This window comes from Paenibacillus lacisediminis (genome assembly GCF_046567315.2).
On the sequence record NZ_JBKIAX020000001.1, the window covers coordinates 88,639 to 112,772 of the forward strand.

Annotated in this window: 19 protein-coding genes and 2 pseudogenes; 17 read left to right on the forward strand and 4 right to left on the reverse strand. The window is 49.4% G+C overall.

Annotated features, from left to right (window positions below; all coding sequences use genetic code 11):
• Positions 1-17 precede the first annotated feature (17 nt).
• Complete coding sequence (locus ACLD72_RS00465) at positions 18-1,067, forward strand: CobW family GTP-binding protein (protein ID WP_458475445.1); 1,050 nt, start codon at positions 18-20, stop codon at positions 1,065-1,067.
• Positions 1,068-1,132: 65 nt separating this feature from the next.
• Here ACLD72_RS00465 and ACLD72_RS00470 read toward each other — a convergent pair whose 3' ends face one another.
• From ACLD72_RS00470 to ACLD72_RS00480, 3 genes are all read right to left on the reverse strand, one after another.
• Positions 1,133-2,131 carry a CobW family GTP-binding protein gene (locus tag ACLD72_RS00470; RefSeq protein WP_410995193.1) on the reverse strand — a complete coding sequence of 333 codons (999 nt, stop codon included), beginning with the start codon at positions 2,129-2,131 and terminating at the stop codon, positions 1,133-1,135.
• Positions 2,132-2,284 (reverse strand): hypothetical protein, encoded by a 153-nt coding sequence (locus ACLD72_RS00475; protein WP_458475447.1) that lies wholly within the window; start codon positions 2,282-2,284, stop codon positions 2,132-2,134. It lies immediately after the preceding gene.
• A gap of 532 nt (positions 2,285-2,816) precedes the next feature.
• Positions 2,817-3,449, reverse strand: a complete 633-nt coding sequence (locus ACLD72_RS00480; RefSeq protein ID WP_458475448.1) for a hypothetical protein — start codon at positions 3,447-3,449, stop codon at positions 2,817-2,819.
• A gap of 200 nt (positions 3,450-3,649) precedes the next feature.
• On the opposite strand from ACLD72_RS00480, the gene ACLD72_RS00485 reads away from it, so the two are divergent.
• The 7 genes from ACLD72_RS00485 to ACLD72_RS00515 all read left to right on the forward strand — a co-directional run bounded on the left by ACLD72_RS00485 (position 3,650) and on the right by ACLD72_RS00515 (position 13,621).
• Positions 3,650-5,458 (forward strand): sensor histidine kinase, encoded by a 1,809-nt coding sequence (locus ACLD72_RS00485; protein WP_410995189.1) that lies wholly within the window; start codon positions 3,650-3,652, stop codon positions 5,456-5,458.
• 3 nt (positions 5,459-5,461) lie between these two features.
• Positions 5,462-7,093 carry a response regulator gene (locus tag ACLD72_RS00490; protein ID WP_410995188.1) on the forward strand — a complete coding sequence of 544 codons (1,632 nt, stop codon included), beginning with the start codon at positions 5,462-5,464 and terminating at the stop codon, positions 7,091-7,093.
• A gap of 172 nt (positions 7,094-7,265) precedes the next feature.
• Positions 7,266-8,654: an ABC transporter substrate-binding protein gene (locus tag ACLD72_RS00495; RefSeq protein WP_410995187.1), complete on the forward strand. Its 1,389-nt coding sequence runs from the start codon at positions 7,266-7,268 to the stop codon at positions 8,652-8,654.
• Positions 8,655-8,760: 106 nt separating this feature from the next.
• Positions 8,761-9,663, forward strand: coding sequence for a carbohydrate ABC transporter permease (locus tag ACLD72_RS00500; RefSeq protein ID WP_410995186.1), 903 nt, complete (start codon positions 8,761-8,763; stop codon positions 9,661-9,663).
• Between the two features lie 14 nt (positions 9,664-9,677).
• Positions 9,678-10,514: a carbohydrate ABC transporter permease gene (locus tag ACLD72_RS00505; protein ID WP_410995185.1), complete on the forward strand. Its 837-nt coding sequence runs from the start codon at positions 9,678-9,680 to the stop codon at positions 10,512-10,514.
• Between the two features lie 56 nt (positions 10,515-10,570).
• Positions 10,571-11,581 carry a glycoside hydrolase family 130 protein gene (locus ACLD72_RS00510; protein ID WP_410995184.1) on the forward strand — a complete coding sequence of 337 codons (1,011 nt, stop codon included), beginning with the start codon at positions 10,571-10,573 and terminating at the stop codon, positions 11,579-11,581.
• An 81-nt stretch (positions 11,582-11,662) separates the two neighbouring features.
• A complete protein-coding gene (locus ACLD72_RS00515) occupies positions 11,663-13,621 on the forward strand; it encodes a carbohydrate-binding protein (protein WP_410995183.1) in 1,959 nt (652 codons plus the stop codon).
• A 160-nt stretch (positions 13,622-13,781) separates the two neighbouring features.
• On the opposite strand, the pseudogene ACLD72_RS00520 reads toward ACLD72_RS00515, so the two are convergent.
• A pseudogene (locus ACLD72_RS00520) lies at positions 13,782-13,992 on the reverse strand (DUF711 family protein); the annotation flags it as partial.
• Positions 13,993-14,501: 509 nt separating this feature from the next.
• Here ACLD72_RS00520 and ACLD72_RS00525 point away from each other — a divergent pair.
• The 9 genes and pseudogenes from ACLD72_RS00525 (at position 14,502) to ACLD72_RS00565 (ending at position 24,128) form a co-directional block, all read left to right on the forward strand.
• Positions 14,502-15,203: a response regulator transcription factor gene (locus ACLD72_RS00525; protein WP_410995182.1), complete on the forward strand. Its 702-nt coding sequence runs from the start codon at positions 14,502-14,504 to the stop codon at positions 15,201-15,203.
• Positions 15,200-16,240, forward strand: coding sequence for a sensor histidine kinase (locus tag ACLD72_RS00530; protein ID WP_410995181.1), 1,041 nt, complete (start codon positions 15,200-15,202; stop codon positions 16,238-16,240). The genes ACLD72_RS00525 and ACLD72_RS00530 overlap by 4 nt, the downstream gene beginning before the upstream one ends.
• A gap of 362 nt (positions 16,241-16,602) precedes the next feature.
• Positions 16,603-17,373, forward strand: coding sequence for an ABC transporter ATP-binding protein (locus ACLD72_RS00535; RefSeq protein ID WP_410995180.1), 771 nt, complete (start codon positions 16,603-16,605; stop codon positions 17,371-17,373).
• Positions 17,348-19,285 (forward strand): FtsX-like permease family protein, encoded by a 1,938-nt coding sequence (locus ACLD72_RS00540; RefSeq protein ID WP_410995179.1) that lies wholly within the window; start codon positions 17,348-17,350, stop codon positions 19,283-19,285. Before ACLD72_RS00535 ends, ACLD72_RS00540 begins: the two co-directional genes overlap by 26 nt.
• Positions 19,286-19,342: 57 nt before the next feature.
• Complete coding sequence (locus ACLD72_RS00545; protein WP_410995177.1) at positions 19,343-20,815, forward strand: ABC transporter substrate-binding protein; 1,473 nt, start codon at positions 19,343-19,345, stop codon at positions 20,813-20,815.
• Between the two features lie 35 nt (positions 20,816-20,850).
• Entirely contained in the window at positions 20,851-22,251 is a 1,401-nt protein-coding gene (locus tag ACLD72_RS00550; RefSeq protein ID WP_458475451.1) for an ABC transporter substrate-binding protein, read from the forward strand.
• A 248-nt stretch (positions 22,252-22,499) separates the two neighbouring features.
• Entirely contained in the window at positions 22,500-22,787 is a 288-nt protein-coding gene (locus ACLD72_RS00555; RefSeq protein WP_410995175.1) for a hypothetical protein, read from the forward strand.
• 74 nt (positions 22,788-22,861) lie between these two features.
• A pseudogene (locus tag ACLD72_RS00560) lies at positions 22,862-23,762 on the forward strand (MFS transporter).
• A gap of 6 nt (positions 23,763-23,768) precedes the next feature.
• Complete coding sequence (locus ACLD72_RS00565; protein WP_410995174.1) at positions 23,769-24,128, forward strand: GIY-YIG nuclease family protein; 360 nt, start codon at positions 23,769-23,771, stop codon at positions 24,126-24,128.
• Positions 24,129-24,134: the final 6 nt, after the last annotated feature.

The following is a 24,134-nucleotide window of genomic DNA, read 5'->3' on the forward strand; positions in this document are numbered from 1 at the left end:
AAGGAGGAGTATACAAGATGAAAATCGTTCCGATTCTGATATTGTCGGGGTTCCTGGGAAGCGGGAAAACGACCTTTCTGATCCGAATGCTGGATGACTGTTTAAAGAAGGGGATCAAGCCTGCCGTAATCATGAATGAAGTGGGCGATGTCAATTTGGACGGCCAACTGGTGGATGGTGCTGTACCGATGAGCGAAATGCTCAGTGGCTGCATCTGCTGCACGATTCGCGGCGATTTGGCTATGGAAACCAAGTGGTTGATCGATGAAGAGTCCCCCGATCTGATTCTCATTGAAGCAACGGGGGTTGCTAACCCGATTGAAATCTTGGACGCGATCACGGAAGCAGCTATGCTTACCCCTATCGAGATCCGGGCGATGATTACCGTCGTCGATGCGGCGCATGTTCTGCATCGCTCCCGCGGAGGTAAGGGCAAAACCTACCGGTTGATGACGGATCAAATCCGGTGCGCGTCGATGCTTGTCCTGAACAAAAGTGACCTGGTAGGTCCAGAAGAATTGGAGGAAATTCGGAAGATCATGACCGAGTTGAACCCATTCGCTCCGATCGTACCGGCAGCTTATTGCGACATGGACGAGGCCGTTTGGTTGCGGATGCTTGCGGAGAAAGCCGAAGATGGCGCGATAGATCGCTTGCTTGCAGTACGGGAGGAGCGGTCCGGCGATGGCAATCCCGACGACCATAGGCATGAACATGAGCACGACCATAAACATGAACACGAGCATGAACACAGCCATGGCCATTCCGGACACCATCATTCCTACGACCATGTTATGGTGTGTTCACACTATTTTCCGGAACCGATCGATGGCGGCCAGTTGGAGCGGGTGATGAAGGAACTGCCCGATGGGGTTTACCGGGCAAAAGGCATTTTTACGTCCAAGGAAACGGGGGAACGGGTGATGTTTCAATTTGCCTACAGGCAATTGGAACTGATTTCGATCCGGCCGCAAGGTCAAGTTCAAGACGTGGCCGTTTTTATCGGGGAGCATTTTTCAAAGCAGGTTCTGCTTAGGAAATTGGAGGAAGCCGTCAGGTCTGCATAAGCTAATCGGAAAACAAAAAGAAGCGGCACGTTAGCGTGTTCGCTTCTTTTTTACACTAATCCGTTTTAGTCGGCTACGCAGGCGGCAAACTGCTTGCGGAACCATTCCTCGTCCAAATTTCGGCCGATCACAACAAATTCGCTGGTCGGCACCTCATCCGATTTCCAGTCCCGGTCCGGATATGCGCCGAACAGCATGTGAATGCCTTGGAAGACCACTCTTTTTTTGCTGCCTTTGATATTGAGGACCCCTTTATAGCGGAATGTGTCCACGCCATGTTCGATCAGCCATTCGCTGATGAAGCGTTCCACCTTTTTCAAATCGAGCGGGCGGGACTCGCGGAAAAACACGGAGAAAACCTCGTCATCGTGATCGTGGTGATCTTCTTCCAGAAATCCGGGTTCAACCTCCAGTTTCTTCTCCAAATCGAAAGCGCCTATGCCTAGGATACGATCGATTTCAATTTGCGATTGCTGCGTCCGGTAGATTTTGGCCGCCTGGTTCATCGCGTGCAAGCGCCCTTCCAATTGCTCAAGCTCTTTTTCGGAAACGAGGTCCGTTTTGTTGAGCAGCAGCACATCGGCAAACGCGACTTGTTCCTGCGCTTCATGGCCCTCATCCAGATGTTGTCCGGCATGCTTGGCGTCCACCACCGTAACGACCGCGTCCAACTTGTAAAAATCGGCTACTTCGTCGTCGACGAAAAAGGTTTGCGCCACCGGGGCGGGATCGGCCAAACCGGTGGTTTCGATCAGGACGCGATCAAAATCGGCTTGGCGGCGCCCACCCTTTCCGAGCTTCGCATTTTTCAAATCGGCGAGAATGCGAATAAGATCGCCCCGGACCGTGCAGCATATGCAGCCGTTGTTCATTTCAAATATTTCTTCGTCTGCGCCAACGACCAGTTGGTTGTCGATGCCGACTTCTCCGAATTCGTTGACGATGACCGCGATTTTCTGGCCGTGTTCTGCGGTTAACACATGATTCAACAGGGTCGTTTTTCCGGCGCCGAGAAACCCGGTCAAGACAGTGACGGGAATACGAGGATCTTGTAAGGTTGTCATCTAATTCACTCCTTCACGCAGGATAAGTTGCTTAATCGTAAATATTACTATTAAATTATAGGAGCTGGTGAATGGATTGTCAAACTGCTTTTTCATCGGCTTCAGCAGCGCGGCCAACGTTTTTTCGCCGCCCATCTCATCGCGCAAGTTCATTTCGGCAATCGACAATTCAATATTGCTCGGGACGAGGTCAATGTTCCCTTAGGGATGAAGGTATTGGTCAGGAGTGGGGTGAAACATAAGGTTGGATAAGGCGTAAGCCAAATTTTAGGCGGTGGTCGTTTTGCCGGTGCCGCCTTTTTGATTAGCGACGGTAACCAACGTTGCGTGTCTCATGTTAACCCTCCCCGAAGCTGTCGCTTCGTTAATTTGTCAATGGCAGGGAGTGGGCTGGTTTGGTCGTTGTTCTCTCCGAGTTCTCTCAAACGTCCAATCGGCCGCATTTTACGGCATTGCCGGGAACCCTTGCGGCGCTTGGATTTGAACGAAATAACCGCCAAAAACCTAGATTTTACAAGGCTTTTCGCGGGTTTTAAATTCCTCTTCTTTGACTTAACTTCTGCTATCTTCCGAATAGCTTATGCGACTCAAAATCGTTTGGGGAGACCCGTGGAGGTTCGAGTCCTCTCACCGGTACCACATTAATCAATGTTAGTTCATTAGAGATCTTCTCTGATGAACTTTTTTATATTTTGATGACCTCATTCATTGTGGTTTTATTGATCAGATCAATCGCCGACCATTTCAATCCAATGACTTCACTTCGTCTAAGGCCATAAAAGGCACCTAAAATAATGGCAAGTTCAATTTTTGTTCCTTTTACATTCCCAAGCAGCTGATTGACTTCATCTGCGGTGTAAGAGCTGCCGTGAAAGGGATCTTTCTTTGGGCGAATGACCTTGTCAGCCGGATTAGAAAGAATACGGTCATCCTCGAGGAGACGCTCGGCCGCCTCTCGTACGCCGCCCAGCGGCAGTGGTTTGCCGTCGTCACCGGCGACTGCGGAACCGGCAAGACGACAACGATTCGCAGGTTTACCGAGGTTCTCAACCCGGCGACATACAAGGTGCTGTACCTGTCGGACTCCAAGCTTACGCCGCGGCACTTTTACAAGGGTCTGCTCGAACAACTGGGCTGCGAATCGAAGTTCTACCGCGGCGACGCCAAGCGCCAACTGCATCGGGAGATTGGCTAATTGTATTATTTTTACGTATGAGGCAACAAAATCAGTGAGCTCTGCTACTGTTGGATCGTTCAACATTTTCCGCAGAAAGGCATCAAACGGAATGGACTGACCGTCACAAGAATAATGACTCAATCGCGCAGCTTCCCGTCAACCTGAGCCATGATTAGTGAATTCGCACCATGTTATGCGGAGGGCCCCCTGCCTATTGATAATAAGGGACGGAATCCGCTGAATAATCATGTCCTGTCTTGACGCCGGGCCGGAGCAGTCGTATGGTACAAGTGACAAGAACTGACAATCGTAGGGAGATACATGCTCAAGAAGGGGGAATTATGAATACATTCACAGCCTATGGCCAAAAGATCCGGCGGCAGATCGCCGGCAGGTATTACCGGATATCCATCAAACAGAGGATTCTGTTCTCGTTCATCGTGCTGATCACGCTGTCCATCACTGCAATGGGCAGCTTCTCGTATTGGATTGCCGCGCAGGAGATCGAGGATAATGCTTACGCCGGCAGCCGGGAGACCGTAAGCAAAACTGCCCAGCTGCTGGATTCCCGCCTGAATGATGTGGCGCTGTCCGTGCAGTCCCTGATGCTGAGCGATGCGTACCGCAAGATGATGCTCGATGTGTTCAGCCATGATGTGTCGAATTATTATGTACATCTGTCCGATCTGCAGTATGTCCTCTCGCAGGCAATGTTCAATCAGCCGATTATTGAGAATGTGCTGATCGTTACCCCGATTGGCGATTTCTATCCCACAACGCAGATCCGGGCGCAGGACAACTCGTTCTACGGCTCGGAATTATATGATCTGAGTAAGGAGCAGCCGGGCGGCTATTGGGCCAAAGGACATTATGACCGGTTGTTCACAGGCAGCCAGCGGGTGGTCTCCTTCGTAGTCCGGGGAATTTATGAATACCCTTACACGCCGATCAGCAATGTATTTATTGTGGTCAATATCAGGGAAAGCCGGATAGATGAGCTGCTGAATAAAGGGGGGGAACAAGCAGGATGGAATTATTACCTGGTGAACGGGGAAGGAGAGGCGGTAGTGGAGTCCCGCTGGCCGTTCCGGGGCAGGTTCCCCTGGAAGCCGGTGCTTGCAGAAGCCGGAAAAGGGGCCAATCCGCAGAATCGCAACTACAGCTATGGCGGCAAGGAGTATCTAGTGAATTATGCAAGCTCAGCGGTATCACCCGACTGGATCATCTCCGGTATGCAGTCGCGGGAACAACTGCTGGGCAAGCTGCAGCGGGTGCAGCGCATTACCCTCTATGTCATCGTTGTCTTTTTGCTGGCGACCTGGCTGATTTCCAATCAGCTAACATCTGTGCTGCTGAAGCCACTGTTCAAGCTGCGGAGGTTGATGCGCAAAGTCGAAGAGAATCAGCTCAGTGTAGTGTACGAGAGCCGTTATGAGGACGAGGTTGCCCAGGTCGGCTTTCAGTTCAACCGGATGATGTCGGAGATTAAGACGCTGATCGCGGATGTGAAGACCAAGGAGGAGGGCAAGCGGCATGCAGAGATCCGTGCCCTTACGGCGCAGATGGAGCCGCACTTTCTGTACAATACGTTGAACACTATCTATTGCAAATCGGTCATGGGCGAGAATGACGATGTGAACGAGATGATTATGTCTTTGTCGCAGATGTTCCAGATCGGGCTCAGCGGCGGCAAGGATCTGATTACCCTTGCGGATGAGCTGTCCCACATGCGGCAGTATTTCGCCATTCAGCAGAAATGCTATGAAGGACTGTTTGAATACACGGTGACGGTAGAGGATGAGGACCTGCTTACCTGTCTGCTGCCGAAGATTATCCTGCAGCCGGTGGTGGAGAACAGCATCCAGCATGGATTCAGCGACCGGACTATAGGAGGCAGGATAGACATCACGGTCAGCCGGGAGCAGGGGTTGCTGCATATTTGCATTACCGACAATGGACGGGGACTTGATGCTGCACAGGTCAAGCAGGGGATGGTCAGGGCTCCGCAGTCCAGAAAAGGTTATGCCCTGTTCAACATCAGGCACCGGCTGGCCTTGTATTACGGGGCCGAAGCCCGTATGGACGTTGGCGGCGAACCATGTAAGGGATCACGGACGGATCTGTGGATTCCGCCTAGGGAGGAGAGATGAAGGATGGACCGGAAGCTGGAGTCGGAAAGGTTCAAATTATGTGTAATCGACGATATTAAAAGTGTGGTGGAGATGGTCTCGCGCAAGCCGCCGTGGCAGGAGCACGGTATTGAGGTCACAGGTACGGCGCTTAACGGCGAAGCGGGACTGCAGATCATCCGCGAGACCCGGCCGGACATTGTGCTGACGGATATCCGGATGCCAAGAATGGACGGCCTGCAGATGACCCGGGCGATTCTGGAGGTGCTGCCGGACTGTAAGATTATTATCCTCAGCGCCTACTCGGAGTTCTCTTATGCCCAGGAAGCCATCCGGCTGGGGGCGCTTGACTTCGTGAAAAAGCCCTTTTCCCTGGAGGAGATTGTGAATGCAGTGCTGAAGGCCAGGGAGCTGTGCCGGGAGGAGCGTCAGGAGACCGCCAGACTTGCTGTAATGGAGGCCAAAATCAGAGAAAGTCTGCCTATCCTCCGCCAGGAATATCTCACCTTCCTGCTGCACCATCAGACGACAGAAGCGGATGCCCGTTCCCGCTGGGCCTATCTTGATATCCCGCTGGACCAGCATGATTTCTTCGTGTTTGTCGCCGAGATCGATCATTTTGCGGAGAAGCTGGGCGGCCAGCCTGTGCAGGAGGTCGAGCTGCTAAGGTTCAGCCTGCACAATATTCTCGAAGAGACGATTTCCGCCCTGACCCGCGGCGTTATTATCCGGGAGGCGACAGACCGGTACGTCTGCATCATGAACGGCTCGGACCCGGAGACCGCCGCGCTGATTACGGAGGCCTGCTGCACGAATGTAAGCCGCTTCTCGCGTCATACCATTTCTATTGGCGTGGGACTGGGCACGGCGGAGATTCAGGGGCTGGGCACGGCGTACAGGCAGGCGCTTAGCGCGCTGGGGTATCATTTCTATACCGGGGGCAACGGGGTATATCATTACAGCAATATCGAGAATAAACCTCTCTCGCTCCACAGCTTTTCCGCCGCCGCCGAGCAGGAGCTGCTGTTCGCCCTGCGTTCCGGCAATTCCGCCAAAAGCCTGCAGGTGCTGGACCAGCTGTTCGCGGAGCTGCTGGACAGCGGGCTTTTGCCTGAGCCGCGTTATGTTGAAAGTGTCGGCTATGAGCTGAGCTCCAGGATCTGCCGGGTCCTGCTGGAGCAGTTCCCTTATGAGCAGGTGGAGCCGCTGGAACTCAGAATCGCTGCCATGAAGAACCAGGTGCATCCTTCCCTTCAAGATATACGGGACCTGCTGTCCTGGCTCTGCCGGGAGGCCTGTGCGCTGGTGGAGCAAGCCCGTTCTCTTGAGTCCACGCGGATTATCCGTCAGGCCGTCGAATATATCCATAGTCATCTGGACACGGGGCTGTCGCTGGACCAGATGGCGAAGCAGATTAACCTTAGCCAGGGGTATTTCTCCAATCTGTTCAAGAAGGTGCAGGGAATTTCGTTTCAGCAGTATGTGATGCATGAGAAGATGGAGAAGGCCAAGGCAATGCTGATCAGCGGCCGGCAGGTTCAGGAGATCGCCCAGGATCTCGGGTATGAGCACAGGCGCTATTTCAGCGAGGTGTTCAAGAAATATACCGGCATGACCCCGTCCGAGTTCAAATTGTATTATCTTGGAAAAGAATAGGAATCAGCAAGGGAGGGATTTCCGCAGGGCGGAGATTACCTCCCTTGTCTGTATAGAACTCCTGCAGAAATCTGCCCTTAATGTGGGCTTACCCGCCTTATCTGGATGCGCCTATCGAACTATAATCAGGTTGTAAGCGAATACAGCAGGGATATATAAGGGGGCACTACCAATGATGAAGCGTATGCTAATGACATCTCTGAGCCTGGTCCTGGCACTTGGCTTGGCAGCCTGCGGCAACGGTAACAGTGGCGGCGGCAATGCTGCTGAAGGCACGGGAAACGGGGAGACAGCCGGCTCGGAGGGGAAAACTAAAATCAGCTACTGGACAGGCGACCGCCACGATGCGGATTTCGTGAAGGAGAAGGTAGCCGAGTTCAACGCAACCAATACTGACGGGATTGAGGTGGAGCTGGTCGTCAAGGGCGACGACTTCGATACCGCGCTCGATCTGTCCTTCCAGACCTCCGATGCACCGGATGTGATCCGGGTGAAGGAGAATACCATCCAGACCTTCTACAAAAAAGGCTTTCTCGCTCCGATTGACGAGTTCCTGAACGATGAGCTGAAGGCGAAATTCCCGGCCATGCCGGATCTGAATGAATTCGACGGCAAGCGTTACAGTCTGCCAAACTATGGAACGACCATGCGTCTGGTGTACAACAAGGATCTGTTCGCCAAAGCGGGCATTGAACATCCGCCGACTACCCTGCAGGAGCTGGTGGATACAGCCAAGAAATTGACAGAAGCCGGCAAAGCGGACGGCGCTTACGGCTTCGCCCTTAATTTCAAGAGCCCCGGCAGTGCGTTCGCACGTTCGGCACGGGTGGTTGCGGAGATGAGCGGCTATGGCGGCTTCGGGTATGATTTCAAGACAGCCCGCTACGACTTCAGCGGCTTCGAGCCGATCATCAATGCCTTTAAGCAGATCAGGGACGACGGCAGCATGCTGCCGGGTGTAGAATCGCTGGATATTGATCCGCTGCGGGCGCAGTTTGCGGAAGGCAAGATCGGAATGTATATGTCCTACTCCTCAGAGCCTGGCGTCTACAAGAATCAGTTCCCGGCCAAGATTGACTGGGCGGCCGCTCCGGTTCCTACCATCGACGGCACCGTGAAGGGGGCTTCCGGCTTCCTCGGGGGCCAATGGCTGGCGCTGAGCTCGAAATCAGAGCATAAAGAAGCTGCCTGGAAGTTCATGGAGTTCATGTACGGCGATCAGGTGCTGACGGATTATCAGGAAAAAGGCTTCGGCATCTCCATGGTTCCGTCCATCAGCGCAGCAGCCAAGACACCGGATGTGAACGGCATCGAAGGCTTCCTGCCGAACAAGTACGATGGAGTGTGGCCGGTCTATCCGTCTGTAGCACCGGAAGGAATGAAATCGGATGACGCCTTCTTCAAATATATGCTGAACGGCGGCGACCTGAAGGCGGTTATCGCTGATCTGAACAAACGCTATAATGCTGCACTGGACAGTGTGATTGCGAATGACGGCGTGAAGGCCGAGCCGGATGCCGGCTTTGATCCCGCCGCTCTGGGCGGCAAGTTCGCCAAGTAGACAGAAGGTTAGGGATAGGGATATTGGCCGGGATAGCGGGGGATGAGGGAGCAACTCCCTCATCCCTCTGCTCTGGTCGTAAAGGAAAGGAGCCGGAAGAAACCAGATGAACCAAACGAAACATGCCTTATTTTCATACAGTTTTATCTTTCCAAGTGCCTTGCTCACGTTGGTTCTCGGGATTTACCCGATTGCCTGGGCGTTCCGCTATATGTTCTATGATTACAAAGGGTTCGGAACGGCGCGGTTTACCGGTCTGGACAATTTCAGCCGCATCCTGAAGGACACCCAGTTTTGGGATTCGGTGATGAATACGTTTGTCTATGCTGGCGGCAAGCTGCTGATCACCATTCCGCTGGCCCTGCTGCTGGCAGTCATATTGAACCGGGGGCTGCGGGGCAGACAACTGCTGCGGGGGATTTTCTTCATGCCGACCGTCATCAGTACCGCTGTAATGGCCGTAGTCTTCTTCACGATTTTCAACTCATATAACGGGATTCTCAACCAGTTTCTGATCCGCCTGGGCCTCTCCGATTCCGGTGTGGACTGGCTGGGGCCGAAATATGCCATGCTCACCGTCATTCTGGTTGCTGCCTGGGGGGCGGTCGGCAATTATATGCTGCTCTTCCTCGCCGGTCTGCAGAATATTCCGGAGGATGTGTATGAGGCGTCTTCCCTGGACGGGGCAGGGAAAATTCAGCAGTTCCGCTATGTCACCCTGCCGATGCTCGGGCCAGTCATGCAGATGGTTATTATGCTGGCGATCATTACAGCCCTGAAGGGCTACGAGAGCATCATGGTACTGACTGAAGGCGGTCCTGTAGGCAAGACGGAGGTCATGTTCCTGTATTTGTACAAATTATTTTTCCCTGTCGGCGGGGGCAGCGCGGCGGTTCAGGTCCAGGAGTTCGGATACGGCAGTGCGGTTGCCTTTGTATCTGCGGTCATTGTAGGGATGATATCACTCATTTATTTCTACGCATCCAGACGCATGAATCAGACCGATTGAGGAGAGAGGCTATTATGAGACTAAGAACCATACCGGGCAAAATCATCCTGTGGATTTTTTTGCTGGCTGTTGCTTTTATCACCCTGATTCCGGTCGTGATCACCATCCTGGGCTCCTTCAAGACTAATGCTGAGCTTACTGCGGGAGCGACCTTCCTGCCGAAGAGCTGGCACTTCTCAAACTATGCCGAAGCCTGGGAGCAGGCCAATTTCTCCAGGTATACCCTGAACAGCCTGATTGTCTCCCTGGCGACAGTGGTCGGCACGCTGCTGGTTTCATCCATGGCGGCTTATGTGGTGGACCGGATGGATTTTGCCGGCAAAAAATTGTATATCGGACTGCAATCCTTCACTATGTTCGTGGCTGTAGGGGCGGTCGTGCTGCGTCCGCAGTTCGATCTGATGGTTAAGCTTCATCTGCACAGCAGCCTGTGGGGCGTTATATTGATTCTGATCTCCGCCCATGCTTCGATCTTCTTCATTCTCTCCAGCTTCATGAAGGGGATTCCCCGCGAGCTGGACGAGGCGGCGCTGATGGACGGCAGCTCTCCCGGCCGGACCTTCTGGCGGATCATTCTGCCGCTGCTCGGACCCGGACTTGGCGTAGGTGCCCTGTTCACCTTCCGCGGCGCGTGGAATGAATATCTGCTGCCGCTCGTGTTCACGATGACGAAACCGGAGCTGCAGACGCTGACCGTCGGGCTGGCGAACCTGAAATACGGGATTTCGGCCGCTTCTCAGACCCACTATATGATGGCGGGCGCCTGCTTGTCCATTCTGCCGATTCTCGTCGCCTATCTGTTCGCCAACAAATCCTTCATGCAGATGACGGCCGGTTCCCTCAAAGGGTAGCGGTCCGGCCCTGCGCAACCCATATTCCATATTTAACATTCAAGGAGGTACACCCCATGACCCAACACGTTCCGGCGATTCTGCAATCCGCCCCGTTCATCCGGCGGTATCCGGGCAATCCGGTGCTGGATGCAACGAAGGTTCCTTACCCCACCGCACTGGTATTCAATGCCGGTGTAACGAAATTTAACGGCAAGTATGTGATGATCTTCCGTAATGATTACGGCTCACTGGTCGATCAGACGCTTGAGCCGCACCACACCACGGATCTCGGCATTGCTTACAGTGACGACGGGCTGAGCTGGACCGCCGGCCCGAAGCCAGTGTTCAAAATGCATGACGAGGAAATTATCCGCGCCTACGACCCGCGCCTGACCGTGATCGGCGACCGTTGTTATATGTGTTTTGCCGTGGATACGCACCATGGCATCCGCGGCGGAATTGCCGTTACCGATGATCTGGAACACTTCGAGGTGCTCAGCCTGTCTACACCGGACCTGCGCAATATGGTACTGTTTCCCGAGTTGATCGGCGGCAAGTATGTCCGGTTGGAGCGTCCCTTCACGGTATACAGCCGCGGTGGCCGGGACCGCTTCGATGCCTGGATCTCCGAGTCGCCGGACCTTGCGCATTGGGGCAACTCCAGCCTACTGCTCGCCGTTGAGCAGGTGCCGTTTGCCAATGACAAGGTCGGCCCGGCCGCACCTCCGGTCCGGACGGATAAGGGCTGGCTGACCACCTTCCATGCGGTGGATGTGGACCCGGCCAGAGGCAAGCACGGTTGGGAGGACACCTGGAAGAAGCGCTATACCGCCGGAATTATGCTGCTGGATCTGGAGGACCCCCGCAAGGTGATCGGCATGAGCAAGCAGCCGCTGCTGGCACCGGAGACAGACTATGAGATTGACGGGGGCTTCCGCAATCATGTGATTTTTCCGGGAGGGATGATTCTGGAGGATGACGGCGAGGTCAAGATCTATTACGGCTCTGCGGATACGGTGGAATGCCTGGCAACGGCCCATGTGGACGATCTGCTCCGGCTCTGTCTGGAGCCGGAGCATAGATAAGTTTAGAAGCAGGCTGAGGGCGGAAATGCGGAGTAACTGATGACAGAGTATTTTATGAAAATATGAAAGAGGTGTTTATTTATGCTAAAAAAGTTAAGGTTATTAAGTTTGATTGTTTGTATGCTCGTCAGTATTTTAACTGTCGTTCCTTTGACAGCAAGCGCGGCGGGTACAATTGTAAGCTATCCATTACCGTCGATCTATACCACGACCAGTCAATACACGGTAACAGCAGACTCTACCAATATACCGGTAATCGACACTTCGGAGGTATTTGTAAACTATAATTATTGTAATTTCTCTTTTTCAGGTACGACTACCATCACAATAACAGCAAGCGAGCCAATCAATACCTATAATATTTCTCCCAAAGCTTTGGGAATCACTGCAACAAAGAGCGGAAATACCCTTACCTTTACACTTTCATCACCAACCTATCTTATCGTTAAAATCAATAATCTGAAAGATCTGGTTATTGCGGCAGATGCTCTTGAAACCAATGTTCCGGCTTCATCCGGTACAGGGATATACAATGTTAAAACCGGGTACGGTGCCGACAGTACCGGTGCCGCTTTGGCTACAACTGCAATACAAAACGCCATAAATGCGGCTAACGCAGCAGGTGGCGGTATCGTATACGTTCCAGCCGGAGTTTACAAGAGCGGAAACCTTGTTCTAAAAAGCAATGTTTCGGTTTATCTGGAGGGTGGTTCTGTTATAAGGGGTTCAGGAAATCCAAGCGATTACACTACCCATTTCCATAAGAATTCTCTGAATAAGGATGGAACATGGTTTATTTATACCGAAACCAATGCAAACAATATTAAGATATACGGCAGGGGAACTATTGACGGCAATGGCCATTATATGAGGAATACAAACAATTATTTGAACAATATTCTTGTACCCTTGCAGTGCAGCAACTTCACGGTTGACGGCATAACCATAAGAGACAGCGGTGGCTGGGCTACAATCGTTACAAGATCTAATAACGTAACCTTCCAGAATACAAAGCACTTCAACAACAATGAACTTGATTATGAAAATGATGCAATAGACATTCAAGAGAGCCAGAATGTACTCATAAAGCACACGGTAGCCGTATCGGAGGATGACACCTACTCATTTAAGACATGGGATGTAGCAACTACGGATATAGCTGCAAACTGGCCGGGAAGTCCTGAAAACCAGTCAAATGTAGTTGTGGATGATGCTTTGGCTTGGAGCAGATGTGGAGCATTCAAGGTTGGAGATGGAGTGAAACAGCTTCAGGATGGCATAGTTGTTAAAAACTCTTATGTATACAGAAGCTGGCGCGCTTTAGCGGTAGGTCATCTTTATGGGACTCCGGCAGCACAAAACATCATATTTGACAATATAGATGTAGAAGGCTTCTGGCCAAGATCCGGTGTTCACTCCAGGTGGTTTGATCTTTCTGCAAAAAGCGGTCCGATAAAAAATGTGGTCTATAATAATATCAATTTACGCGCTTTAGGTGAAGTTTCCATAATGAAGGGTTGGAGTGACACATCTACTGTCTCCGGAGTTACATTAAACAATGTTCGCGTCGGTGGAGTTCCGGCAACTACTCTCGCAGAATTGAAAATAACAGATACGAACAACTATGCTGCAGCTCCCAAATTCAACACATTGAAATTTGAAGCGGAAGGTTATAACCTTAGTTCAGGTGTTATATCCTATGAGGCAAGCACTGATGGTGGGCTGGATGTTGGCGGAGGAAGTAATGGCGACTATATCGCATTTAAAAATGTAGACTTTGGCAGTACAGCTAAAACAAGTATTGATTTGAAGGTTGCATCCGCTAATTCCGGCGGAAGAATCGAATTCCACTTGGACAGTCCTACAGGCACTATGCTGGGTTATTGGACGGCAGAAAGCACAGGCGGATGGCAGAAATGGTCAGTCAAGAATATCCCGCTTAATGCCGGGACAGCTGTAGGAACCCATACGGTATATGTTACTTTTGTTAAATCAGATTCAACCACAGTTGCAAATTTAACTTGGTTCCAGTTCAAATAGAATGGAAACGGTTTGATTTAATTGCATTAAGATGGATAAAGGGGTATATCAAATGATATGCCTCTTCATTCAGCTAAAGTTTTTTTTACGACTGACCAACTAGCACAAAAAAACGGCAAGTCTCCTAAGTGAAATAGGGACTTGCTGTTTGAGGTTTCAATTAATTCTTAAAGCTATGAATTGGAGCTGAGATTCGTCCGCCATGATTAATGAAGTTCGCGCAGTTGAAGCCGTTTACTGCTATAACTGGTGCATATCCGAGCAGGCCGCCAAATTCGACCAAAGGTCATAGCTTCCAGCTTCTCTAGTGTAAGGGTACCCCGCTGAACTGCTTGAATCATGCCGTGATCTTCGTTGACCGGAATAAAGGCGCGTGTCTGAAAACTATCATTGAGTCAATTTAAAAATGGAAGCTATGTATATAAACGCGAGGAATGACTTAACTTTGATTTTACAAAGCTTTTGACGGTTTTTTAATTCCGTTCCTTTGACTTATATTTCGCTTGGTTCCGGATCGCATACGCGGTTCGTGTGGGCTAACCCCCCCCCCCCGTGGAGGTTCGGGTCCTCTCGACCGCATTACTTTAACAGGGAAGAAGGCTTTGAATTTCCTCTTGGAAATTCGAGGGCTTTTTTGCTTGTCCGAAATTTTTACAAGGGATTGCTCATTACTTGCGCCGAAGAAAGTTTTGAGCTGTATTCAAGATAAACATAAATGTTGGCGGTCGTAGAGTAATGTGATGACAAAACTGGTGCGAGTGATATTGATAATAGATCACTAATATCTAAAGATCTTATGATAAGGCTCTAGGTAGAGTACATAATAACGCAAAGGAATCCACTTGGATTTACTTTCAAGTCGGAAAAAGGAGCTGGACTTATGTACAAAATATTTATTGTCGAGGATGATGCAAAAATCTCCAGCCTGCTGCACTCGTACATGTCCAAATACGGGTTCGAAGCAAGGGAGATAGTCGATTTCAATCAAGTGCTGGAGGAGTTTCAGGAATATGGAGCGGATCTGGTGCTGCTCGATATAAACCTGCCCAAGTATGACGGTTTCTACTGGTGCCGACAAATCCGTGCGCATTCGCATTGCCCGATTCTTTTTATATCTGCTCGGGACAGTGAGATGGATCAGGTGATGGCCCTAGAGAACGGGGCGGATGATTACATAACTAAACCCTTCCACTATGAGGTCGTCATGGCCAAAATACGCAGCCATTTGCGCAGAGCTTACGGAGCATACGCTTCAAACCAGGAAGAGAAAAGGCTGGAGTCCGGCGAGCTAGTCCTGTATCCCGAGCGATACTTCGTAAGCTGCGCGGGCCATGGAACGGAGCTGACTGTGAAAGAAAGCCAGCTGTTGGAGGCGCTTATACTGAAGCAGGGAAGGGTTGTGAGCAGAGAGAAGCTGCTGGACCTGATGTGGGAAGATCATCATTTTATCGATGACAACACCTTAAATGTGTACATTACAAGGCTGCGCAAAAAGCTGAAGGAGCTTGGTTCTGAGGATCGGGTAGAAACAGTCCGGGGAGTGGGCTACAAGCTTGCGGTTAGGCGGGAGGACCTGCAATGAAGCTGTTCTGGAAGGAACATGTGCCTCTGCTGCTGTTTTATTCGGTTCAGGTTGCATTGGTTCCTTTGCTGTATTGGCTTGCCGGAGAAGGACGGCCTTTTGCGATCGTCTTATACGGCTTCCTGCTAAGCACGGTTGTACTTGCATTATATTTGATTTACCGCTACTGCCAGCACAAGGAGCTGTACCGGCGCCTGGAAGAGCCGCATGTTACACAGGAAGAGCTGCTACAGTCTATGGATAAGGCGCCGCTGTCCGATGCGGTCCATGAACTGCTGCTCAGCTACGACCGGCATTTCAGGGATCAGCTGCAGCAGCAGCAAAGTGGTAATGAGCAGCATCTCGTTTTCATGAACCGCTGGGTACATCAGATGAAAACACCGATTTCCGTCATTCAGCTGCTGTTACAGGAGTTGGAGGAGCCTGCTGCCGACAGCATCCAGGAGGAGCTGGAACGGCTGCGGAAAGGGCTGGAAATGGTTTTGTACACCGCCAGGCTTGACCGGTTCGAGCATGATTTTTCGGTCAAAGCCGTGGAGCTGCTTCAGATTGTCAATCAGGTTGTAGCCGGCAACCGCAAGCTTTTTATCCGCAAGGGAATCACCCCGTTGCTCCAAATCAGGGAGGGGTTGAAGGTATACTCAGATGCGAAATGGCTGCGATTTTTGTTGGATCAAATTGTGGTCAATGCCTTGAACTACACCGTCGGGACAGGCAAAACGATTTCGATTTCAGCGGAAGAGCTGGGCAATTCGTGTAAACTGACCGTACAGGATCAAGGTATCGGGATTGAAAAGGAGGATTTGAACCGTGTGTTTCATCCTTACTATACAGGGGAACGCGGGAGACAATATCACGAATCAACCGGAATGGGCTTGTATTTGGTTAAAGAGGTGTGCGGGCGACTCGGACACGAGGTTGTGCTGCAATCGAAGCCGGGAGCCGGTACGACCGTAACCCTGCTGTTAGAGGTGGTTCAAAAAGTCGTTTTTCCAGGACGAAGCAGTTCAGGGAGAGGATTCGACATCGAATCTTGAATTCAGCCGGGCCTTCCGTTGCTCACGTAGATCTGTCTACGCTCCGCTACTCAGTCCCTAGCTTCATCCAACCTTCTCGGTCCTGGAAACCCGGCTTTTTGAACTCTCATTTTAAGAAGATAGCCTAAGCGCCATATGGTCAGGAAAAGAAGTGCGGGAAGCTTTGATTGCTCCTGCACTTCTTTTTCTGTCTGTATGTAGAACGGAATGAATTTACGCAGACTATCGAACGCAAAGGCGAACATAAGCTTAACCATGATGTAAGCTGTAATTAAGGTAAATCGATAGTTCCCAAGCCGCCGATAAGGTACATTAATAGAGAAAGAATCAATGATTGGGCATCTTGGAAAGGAATGAAAAGCATGAGTATTTTGCAAGTGAAGGCTCTTAATAAAGTATACCCTGGAAAAGTCGCGACACATGCATTAACCGATATACATCTGACCATCGAGCAAGGGGAGTTTGTAGGTATCATGGGACCGTCAGGCAGCGGAAAAACAACACTGCTTCATATGGTTTCCACGATTGATGAACCCAACTCCGGCGAGGTGCTAATTAACGGCAGCAATCCTTTTCAGCTAAGAAAAAAGGAACTGGCATTATTTCGTCGCCGGCAGCTTGGCTTTGTATTCCAGGATTTTAATCTGCTGGACACCCTTACCGTCGCAGAAAATATTGTTCTTCCGCTGACGCTGGACAACTATCGACTGTCGGAGATGGAAGAGAGGCTGGGACAAATTGCCGAGCGTTTGAACATTACATCGATATTGAACAAACGGACGTATGAAATATCCGGAGGGCAGCGCCAGCGGACTGCCATAGCCAGGGCGGTGATCGCGGCCCCATCGCTGCTGCTCGCGGACGAGCCCACAGGAGCGCTGGATTCAACCTCTTCGAAAGTTGTCATGGAATCGCTGGCCGACATCAATGAACAGCAGGGCACTACGCTGATGCTGGTCACTCATGATCCGCTCGCAGCCAGCTACTGCCATCGGATTGTGTTTATTAAAGATGGGCGTTTGGCTGCGGAAATTCACCGCGGAGAAAATCGGCAAACCTTTTTTCAAAAAATCATCGATACTTTGTCGTTCTGGGGAGGGAATATGAATGAAATTTCCTCAGTTCGCGTTTAATAATGTCAGGCGCAATGGCCATGCTTACACGGCTTATTTATTAAGCAGCGCATTTATGGTGATGATTTTTTTTACATATGCCGTTTTCATCTATCATCCTGAAATTCAGCGGGCGCCGATGGGCAAAATGACGTTAATCTGCATGCAGGTTGCCGCGTACGTGGTGTTTGTTTTTGCGATCTTTTTTGTGCTTTACTCGATCAGCGCTTTTTTGAAGTCCCGCAACAAAGAGTTTGGGATTTTAATGATCCTGGGCGCACAGCCGGGACAAATTAATGGTCTGATTTTTTTGGAAAATATGATCATCGGCACAGTTTCCATAGTCACCGGAATCGCCGGCGGGCTGCTGTTGTCCAAGCTGTTTTTGCTGTACAGTACAAAAATGATCGGTATTAACGAGTTGGACTTTTATTGGCCAGTAAAGGCAATTGCACTGACGGCGAGCTGCTTTGTTGCTTTATTTATGGCGATATCGCTATTTACACTGCTGTTTATTCGCAAAAACCGGGTGCTGGAGCTTTTGAAGGGCAGCAGCAGGCCGAAGCGGGAGCCGAAAGCTTCGATTTGGCTTTCCATTTTGGGCGTGGCTTTGATGACTATTGGTCTTGTGGTCCTTGGCAAGGACACTCTATCTCCGAAAGTTCTGATGATCGCCGCTTTTTCCGGTATTTCCAGCACCTATCTCTTTTACTCCCAGCTGTCAGTTCTCCTCATTCGTTTGCTCAAACGAAATCGAGAGCGTGTATGGCGCGGCACTAATTTGCTGTCGATTTCCGAGATTAGCTATAAGCTGAGGGATAATGCCAAAATGCTGTTTCTGGTGACGGTTGTTACTTCGATCGCTTGTATAAGCGCAGGCTTCGTACTGGCCGTTGATCAAGACAACAAACAGCAGTTTTTGAACAATAAATTTGCTTTCAGGTATGACGTATATCAGCCAGAGCATATCAATGCGGAGCTGGCGACTATTGAGCAGCCCATGCAGGAAGCGGGCGTCGCTTTCGAGCGGTATCGGATAGACACTATTCTCGCCGGGCTGCAGAATTATGCCCACGACCCAACAACTGGTAGCGATGTAGAGTTTGTTCGGGCAAGCCAGTTTAATGAATTGGCGGCTTTGCTGGAGGTAGAGCCGTTGGAGAATCTGCCTTGGCAAACGGCTGTGGCGGTTTATCCGGACGCAAAACGTTTGCCAAGGCAGCCATTAAAGTTTGAGGAAACCGAGTCCAGCATTACGATTGTGCAGGAAATCAGTATACCCCAGCTGGGAGGCGTTAGTAATGCAGGAGTTATGCTCATTGTTGAAGATGCCTTCTTTACCCAATTAACAGCTGATTTATCTAGCAGACCAAAGTATCTCTATCATGTACCATCCTGGACACAGCTTCCCTCGCTGCAAGATGAGCAATCCAAGATTGGCAGAGAGCTGTACGCATGGAATCAGCAGCAAATGAACGGCTGCGTCGCAGACTGTCCGAATAATTTTTTGACGGTTCGTTCCAACCAATACCGGAGCACGAAAGATACGACCTCCGTGTTCAGCTTTATCGGGATTTTTATCGCCCTGATCTTCTCGATTTCGACGGCAAGCTTTTTGTACTTCAAGCTTTATACGGAGCTATCCGCCGACAGCCGAACGTACCATGCCCTGTCCAAGATCGGGCTGAGCAGCGGAGAAATGAGCGCGGCGGCTACGAAGCAAATTGCTTTTATCTTTTTTATACCGATTCCGATATCCGCGATACAAACGCTTGTGGTTTTGAAGCCTGTACTGGGATATATGAGGATCTCACATGTCTATGTCTATACGGCTACTTTTACAGTGGCGCTGGCTTTTCTGGCCGCCCAGACCGTCTACTTTGTCATTGCGAGATCGCGTTATGTGAAGGCATTACAGAAAATGATGGTATAAACAGTGCGAGGCCTTATGGGAAAGTTGAATCATTTTTCAAAAAGGGAGGGAATCAATTTGCGCAAGTTCCATTTACTATCTATGTTACTTACAGGTTTACTTATAATTGGGTTGGCAGGTTGTACAAGCTCGCCGGCGGCAAACACTGTAAAGTTGAAGGTGATGACTTACGACAAAGAAAACAGATACTTTAATAATCAATACGGTGATATGTTCCATGCCGAGAACGGTTCGATTAAGATTCAGCTTGTTAGACCCAAAAGTGTGGAACTTGAGAAGACCGCTTCGAACTATGTGGAGGCTCTTGAGCAGTCTATCGAACAAGAACAACTCGATGTTCTTTACCTAAGTATTGATGATTATAATCGGTTGTCAGCAGCAGGGTTCTTGTTGGATCTTGAACCGCTGGTGGTGCGGGATCACTACAATATCGACACGATTTATCCTTCAATCACCAGCTTTCTGAGGGAGCAAGGCGGCGGGAAGTTGTATGGTTTTGCGCCTACATTCCAGCGACAAGCCATCTTTTACAATATGGACCTGTTCGAGCAATATGGAATTGAGCCGCCACACGACGGGATGACTTGGCAAGAGCTGCTCGACTTAGCAGGACGATTTCCAACCGATGGGGATGAGCAATCCAGAATATACGGCGGATTCACGTGTTTCGGGTTAGACAAAGAAAGCCCTCTAAGAGAGTTAGGTACGTGGATAGGTTTATCTATGGGATTAAAGGCAGTCAACCTTGATACAATGCAAGTTACAATGGATACAGAAGGCTGGAAGCAAGCGTACGAGCAAGCTCAAAAAGCATTATCTACGAATGCCCTCCACAAGGGGGAATTTAACACGGATGAAGATTTCGATGAACAGCAACTTTTTGCTAAGGGGCGGCAAGCGATGTTGATCGCTGAAGAACCTAGCTGGGCTTATAGTGTACTTAACTATATAATAAGTGGTAAATCAGGGGTTAAGCCATTTAGGGTAGGTATGGTGGTTGGTCCAGTGGATCCGTCTAACCGAGAAATAACAAGAGATCTGAATTTGAATAATGACTATGTATATGCGATTCGTGCAAATTCCTCCAATGTAGATGCTGCATGGGAATTGTTGAAGTTTATGCAGGGGGATAAGGTTGCAAGTAAATTGGCGAGAAGACCTGATCATGGAATACCTTCACGCATGGGTCAAACAAGCGATTATTATGGCATTAACCTGGATGGATACTATCACTTAACCTCCGTGCAGCAGGGTGGTTACGTTGATGATCCTAATAATATTATTCCGGATAAATTCAATGAAAAATATGCGGAGATTACGATTCGCGAATGGACTCAAGTAGAGAAGTCTCAAAAATCCCTTGATGACGCACTACAGACGATTCAACGCGATGCGCAAGCTGCCCTTGATGAAGCAGTTCTTGCCAGGAAAGTTAATGGAGAAAATGGGAGTTCAGAGCCGGACAAGGGCATGGCAACGGAAGACATGACCATCAATTGGGATGATTTCAAGACAGTACCTTTTAAGTGACTATGCTGCATGTTGAGCAGAGATAGGAGTCGATGATGAACAGATCATGGTTGCAAGTAGTTACGATGTTTGTTGTTAGTTGCCTGTTAGTAGTAGGTTGTACAAGTGGATCGAAGGGTCCGATTGGACCAAAGGAGAATCAACAGACGACTATGCTTAAGGTCATCTATCATCAGGATTCGGAATTATTCTACAAGCAATATGGAGATTGGTTCACGACGCTTAATGATCATATCCAATTGGAAGTCATCAGTGATGCAGACATTTACAAGGATATGGGGGACAAGACGAAGGAAGAGGTGTATGCAGAGTTTATCCGTGAAGAACAGCCGGATATCTTGATTCTGGATGCTCATCAGTTTAAAAAGCAAATTAACGATGGAGTACTGACTGAACTTGATTCGCTTAGTGCTAGAGATAACTATAATCTGGATGGGTTCGTTCCTGGTTTAGTTGATCAGTTTCGTGAACTAGGCGGTGGTGAATTGTATGGGCTTACTCCGTCATTCTCAAGCAAGGCGATATTTTATAACAAAGACCTGTTCAAGAAAAATGGCATAGAGTTACCATCTGATGGAATGAGTTGGTACGACATCATTGATCTTGCCCGTCATTTTCCTACTGAAGGGGATAAACAGACACGAGTTTACGGATATAGCGGTGGAGATGTGTATGAAGCCCCCATGGATCTAGTTACACTGATTGATAAGATGAGCCGGGCTGAAGGATTGTCGATCGTGAACACAGATAAGATGCAGGTGACCATAGATACAGATGCGTGGAAGAAAGTGATTCAGACCGCTATCAAGGCAGACCAATCGGGAGCAATTTTTAATTCTATGGACGAATTATTCACCCGTGGAACGAAAGAGGAGTTTTTTGATAGCCAACCATTTCTCATGGGGCGTTCTGCTATGCATATTGGATCTGTAACGTCGCTAGTACTTATGGATTATTTCAAGCATGATTTGACCGATTATGTCCCCTTTGAACTTGGTATTGCCCATGGACCCGTTGATCCCCTTGATCCTACATCCACTTATGTAACTCCAGGTGATATATTCGCCATTAATCTAGCATCAGTCCATCAAGATGCCGCATGGGAATTTATTAAATATGTGTGCGGTGAAGATTACGCTCGTGCCAGCTCCGAATCTAATGAATTGTTGTTAGGTCAGCAACTGTTATTAAGTCGATCAGGACACATGACTGACTATGAAGGAATCAGTTTAGAGCCGTTCTATCCGTTAAAATCAAAATTTCCAAGCCATAGTGATGATTGGTACAAGCTGCCTGATCAATTCTTCAATGATTTTGCCGCGATCTTAAGTCGAGAATTAGAGCTTGTAAAAAAAGGACAGAAGTCCCTTGATGAAGCAGTAGCAACCGTAAAGTCCGAAGCGCAAACGCTGCTTGATCAATCTGTAAAGAAATGATAGCCCGCCCGGAAAGTAAAGCGATTATTACTTCACTGGACAATATTAATGCTCTTTTTGCCGGAGGCTCGGCCACAGTTGTGCTAGCGGGGTAAATACCTTAACGGGTTTCTGATCTGCTTTTTCCGGCAGAGCAGGAACCTTTTTATTATTTGAAATATTTAGGTTGCTGCTGGCACTATAGTGTTCGTCTTGGTGTTCCTACCTGCTGCCTTTGCACGATTATCCCTTTCGTTCAGAGGGGGAGGTTGGAAGCTCAGGTAAATAAATCTAGAGAGATAAGAAAAAATCCCCTAGACGTGAAGGGAACAACGATCAGTATGGGCGCAATCCGTCCCGGTGTCAGTTTACATATCTTCTTCTCTGCTTCCCGATCAAACGGGATAATCGTGCAAAGCGTCCGGACAGCGGATGTTGATCTGCTGGCCAACTCACCGGCCTTCTCTGTTCTCAAGCTTTCAACGCCCTTCTGGAGAAAAACACCTTTCGATCAAGAGGGTATGCAAGATAATGAAAAACGACTTGACTCACGATGAAATCCAAGATAAGATTCTAATCAGTAATTTAGTAAATAAGTAATATTAGTAAATTAGTAAATGGGGTATTAAAAATGTTTTCCAATCGTTATATTCGAACAATTATCCTTTCCCGGGTGCTGTTGCAGCTGGGAATATGGATCCGGAATTATGCTGTCCTTCTTTATGTGACAGATTTGACGCACAATAATCCGGTTGATGTATCTCTGATTTCGGTTGCGGAATTTTCGCCGATCTTTCTGTTTGGCCTGATTGGCGGGACCTTTGCCGACCGTTGGCGGCCGAAGAGAACCATGGTATGGAGCGATTTGTTATCCGGCTTGTCCGTTGGGGCCGTGCTGCTAGCGGTCATCCATGGTGGATGGGTGGCTCTTCTGATCGGATCATTTGTTTCCGCCAGTTTTTCTCAATTTTCTCAGCCGTCGGCCATGAAACTATACAAGCGGCATGTGCCTGCTGAACAACTGCAGGGCGTCATGGCGATGTCGCAAACGATTGTCGCTATCTTTACGGTTTTGGGACCGGTCATCGGCACGTTTATTTTTATTCAGTTTGGCATTAACGTATCCCTGATCCTGACTGCGGTGATGTTCCTGGGTTCTTCCCTTGTATTATCCACCCTTCCCCGTGATGCGGAGGAAGCGAGGTCAGGTAAAGTCGGCGGCTTTTTCAAGGAGTTGACGGATGGCCTGCGTTATATCGGGTCCAACAAATCCTTAAGAACGCTTAGTTTGACTTTCTCGGGAGTCGGTTTGGCAGCAGGCCTGACGCAGCCGCTTCAGATTTTCCTGGTCATCGAGAATTTGGGGCAAGACAAACCATTTCTTTATGGGAATGATGGTCGTTGGCATGTTCATCTCCGGCTATCTCAAGGATACGATTTCCCTACTGGGTGTATATATGGCGAGCGGCGTTTTTGTGACGATCGGAGCGCTTTTGCTGCTCCCTATTGTGGTCAAGAAAAAGGAGAGATAAAAAGACATGGATATGAATAAGCGGAGGAAGCTGCTTGCGGAATTCAAAGAGATCAAGACTTATATGGGCGTTGCCCAAATCCAAAATAAAGTCAACGGGAAAATCTATATCGACAGCTATCCCAACTTGAAAAACAAGTGGTTTACTCTTCAAATGCAGCTGGATCAAGGGAGATTCGCAAATGTCCAACTGCAACAGGATTGGAAGGAATTCGGGGCCGATGCGTTCACTTATGAGGTGCTGGAGCAGAAGGAAACCGATAAGATAACGGATATGCGCTGGGAACAGAAACAAATTTTGAAGCCTTGGCTCAAGAAGTTGCAGCCCTATGGAGACAAAGGATATAATAAGCCCCCAAAGGATTAAATGAAT

Coding starts and splice junctions, on each gene's coding strand:
- ACLD72_RS00535 (WP_410995180.1), top strand. CDS start 16,603: ATGAGTATTTTGCAAGTGAAGGCTCTTAATAAAGTATACCCTGGAAAA.
- ACLD72_RS00540 (WP_410995179.1), top strand. CDS start 17,348: ATGAAATTTCCTCAGTTCGCGTTTAATAATGTCAGGCGCAATGGCCAT.
- ACLD72_RS00500 (WP_410995186.1), top strand. CDS start 8,761: ATGAACCAAACGAAACATGCCTTATTTTCATACAGTTTTATCTTTCCA.
- ACLD72_RS00565 (WP_410995174.1), top strand. CDS start 23,769: ATGGATATGAATAAGCGGAGGAAGCTGCTTGCGGAATTCAAAGAGATC.
- ACLD72_RS00510 (WP_410995184.1), top strand. CDS start 10,571: ATGACCCAACACGTTCCGGCGATTCTGCAATCCGCCCCGTTCATCCGG.
- ACLD72_RS00530 (WP_410995181.1), top strand. CDS start 15,200: ATGAAGCTGTTCTGGAAGGAACATGTGCCTCTGCTGCTGTTTTATTCG.
- ACLD72_RS00550 (WP_458475451.1), top strand. CDS start 20,851: ATGAACAGATCATGGTTGCAAGTAGTTACGATGTTTGTTGTTAGTTGC.
- ACLD72_RS00525 (WP_410995182.1), top strand. CDS start 14,502: ATGTACAAAATATTTATTGTCGAGGATGATGCAAAAATCTCCAGCCTG.
- ACLD72_RS00515 (WP_410995183.1), top strand. CDS start 11,663: ATGCTAAAAAAGTTAAGGTTATTAAGTTTGATTGTTTGTATGCTCGTC.
- ACLD72_RS00505 (WP_410995185.1), top strand. CDS start 9,678: ATGAGACTAAGAACCATACCGGGCAAAATCATCCTGTGGATTTTTTTG.
- ACLD72_RS00475 (WP_458475447.1), bottom strand. CDS start 2,284: ATGAACTTGCGCGATGAGATGGGCGGCGAAAAAACGTTGGCCGCGCTG.
- ACLD72_RS00465 (WP_458475445.1), top strand. CDS start 18: ATGAAAATCGTTCCGATTCTGATATTGTCGGGGTTCCTGGGAAGCGGG.
- ACLD72_RS00490 (WP_410995188.1), top strand. CDS start 5,462: ATGGACCGGAAGCTGGAGTCGGAAAGGTTCAAATTATGTGTAATCGAC.
- ACLD72_RS00485 (WP_410995189.1), top strand. CDS start 3,650: ATGAATACATTCACAGCCTATGGCCAAAAGATCCGGCGGCAGATCGCC.
- ACLD72_RS00495 (WP_410995187.1), top strand. CDS start 7,266: ATGATGAAGCGTATGCTAATGACATCTCTGAGCCTGGTCCTGGCACTT.
- ACLD72_RS00470 (WP_410995193.1), bottom strand. CDS start 2,131: ATGACAACCTTACAAGATCCTCGTATTCCCGTCACTGTCTTGACCGGG.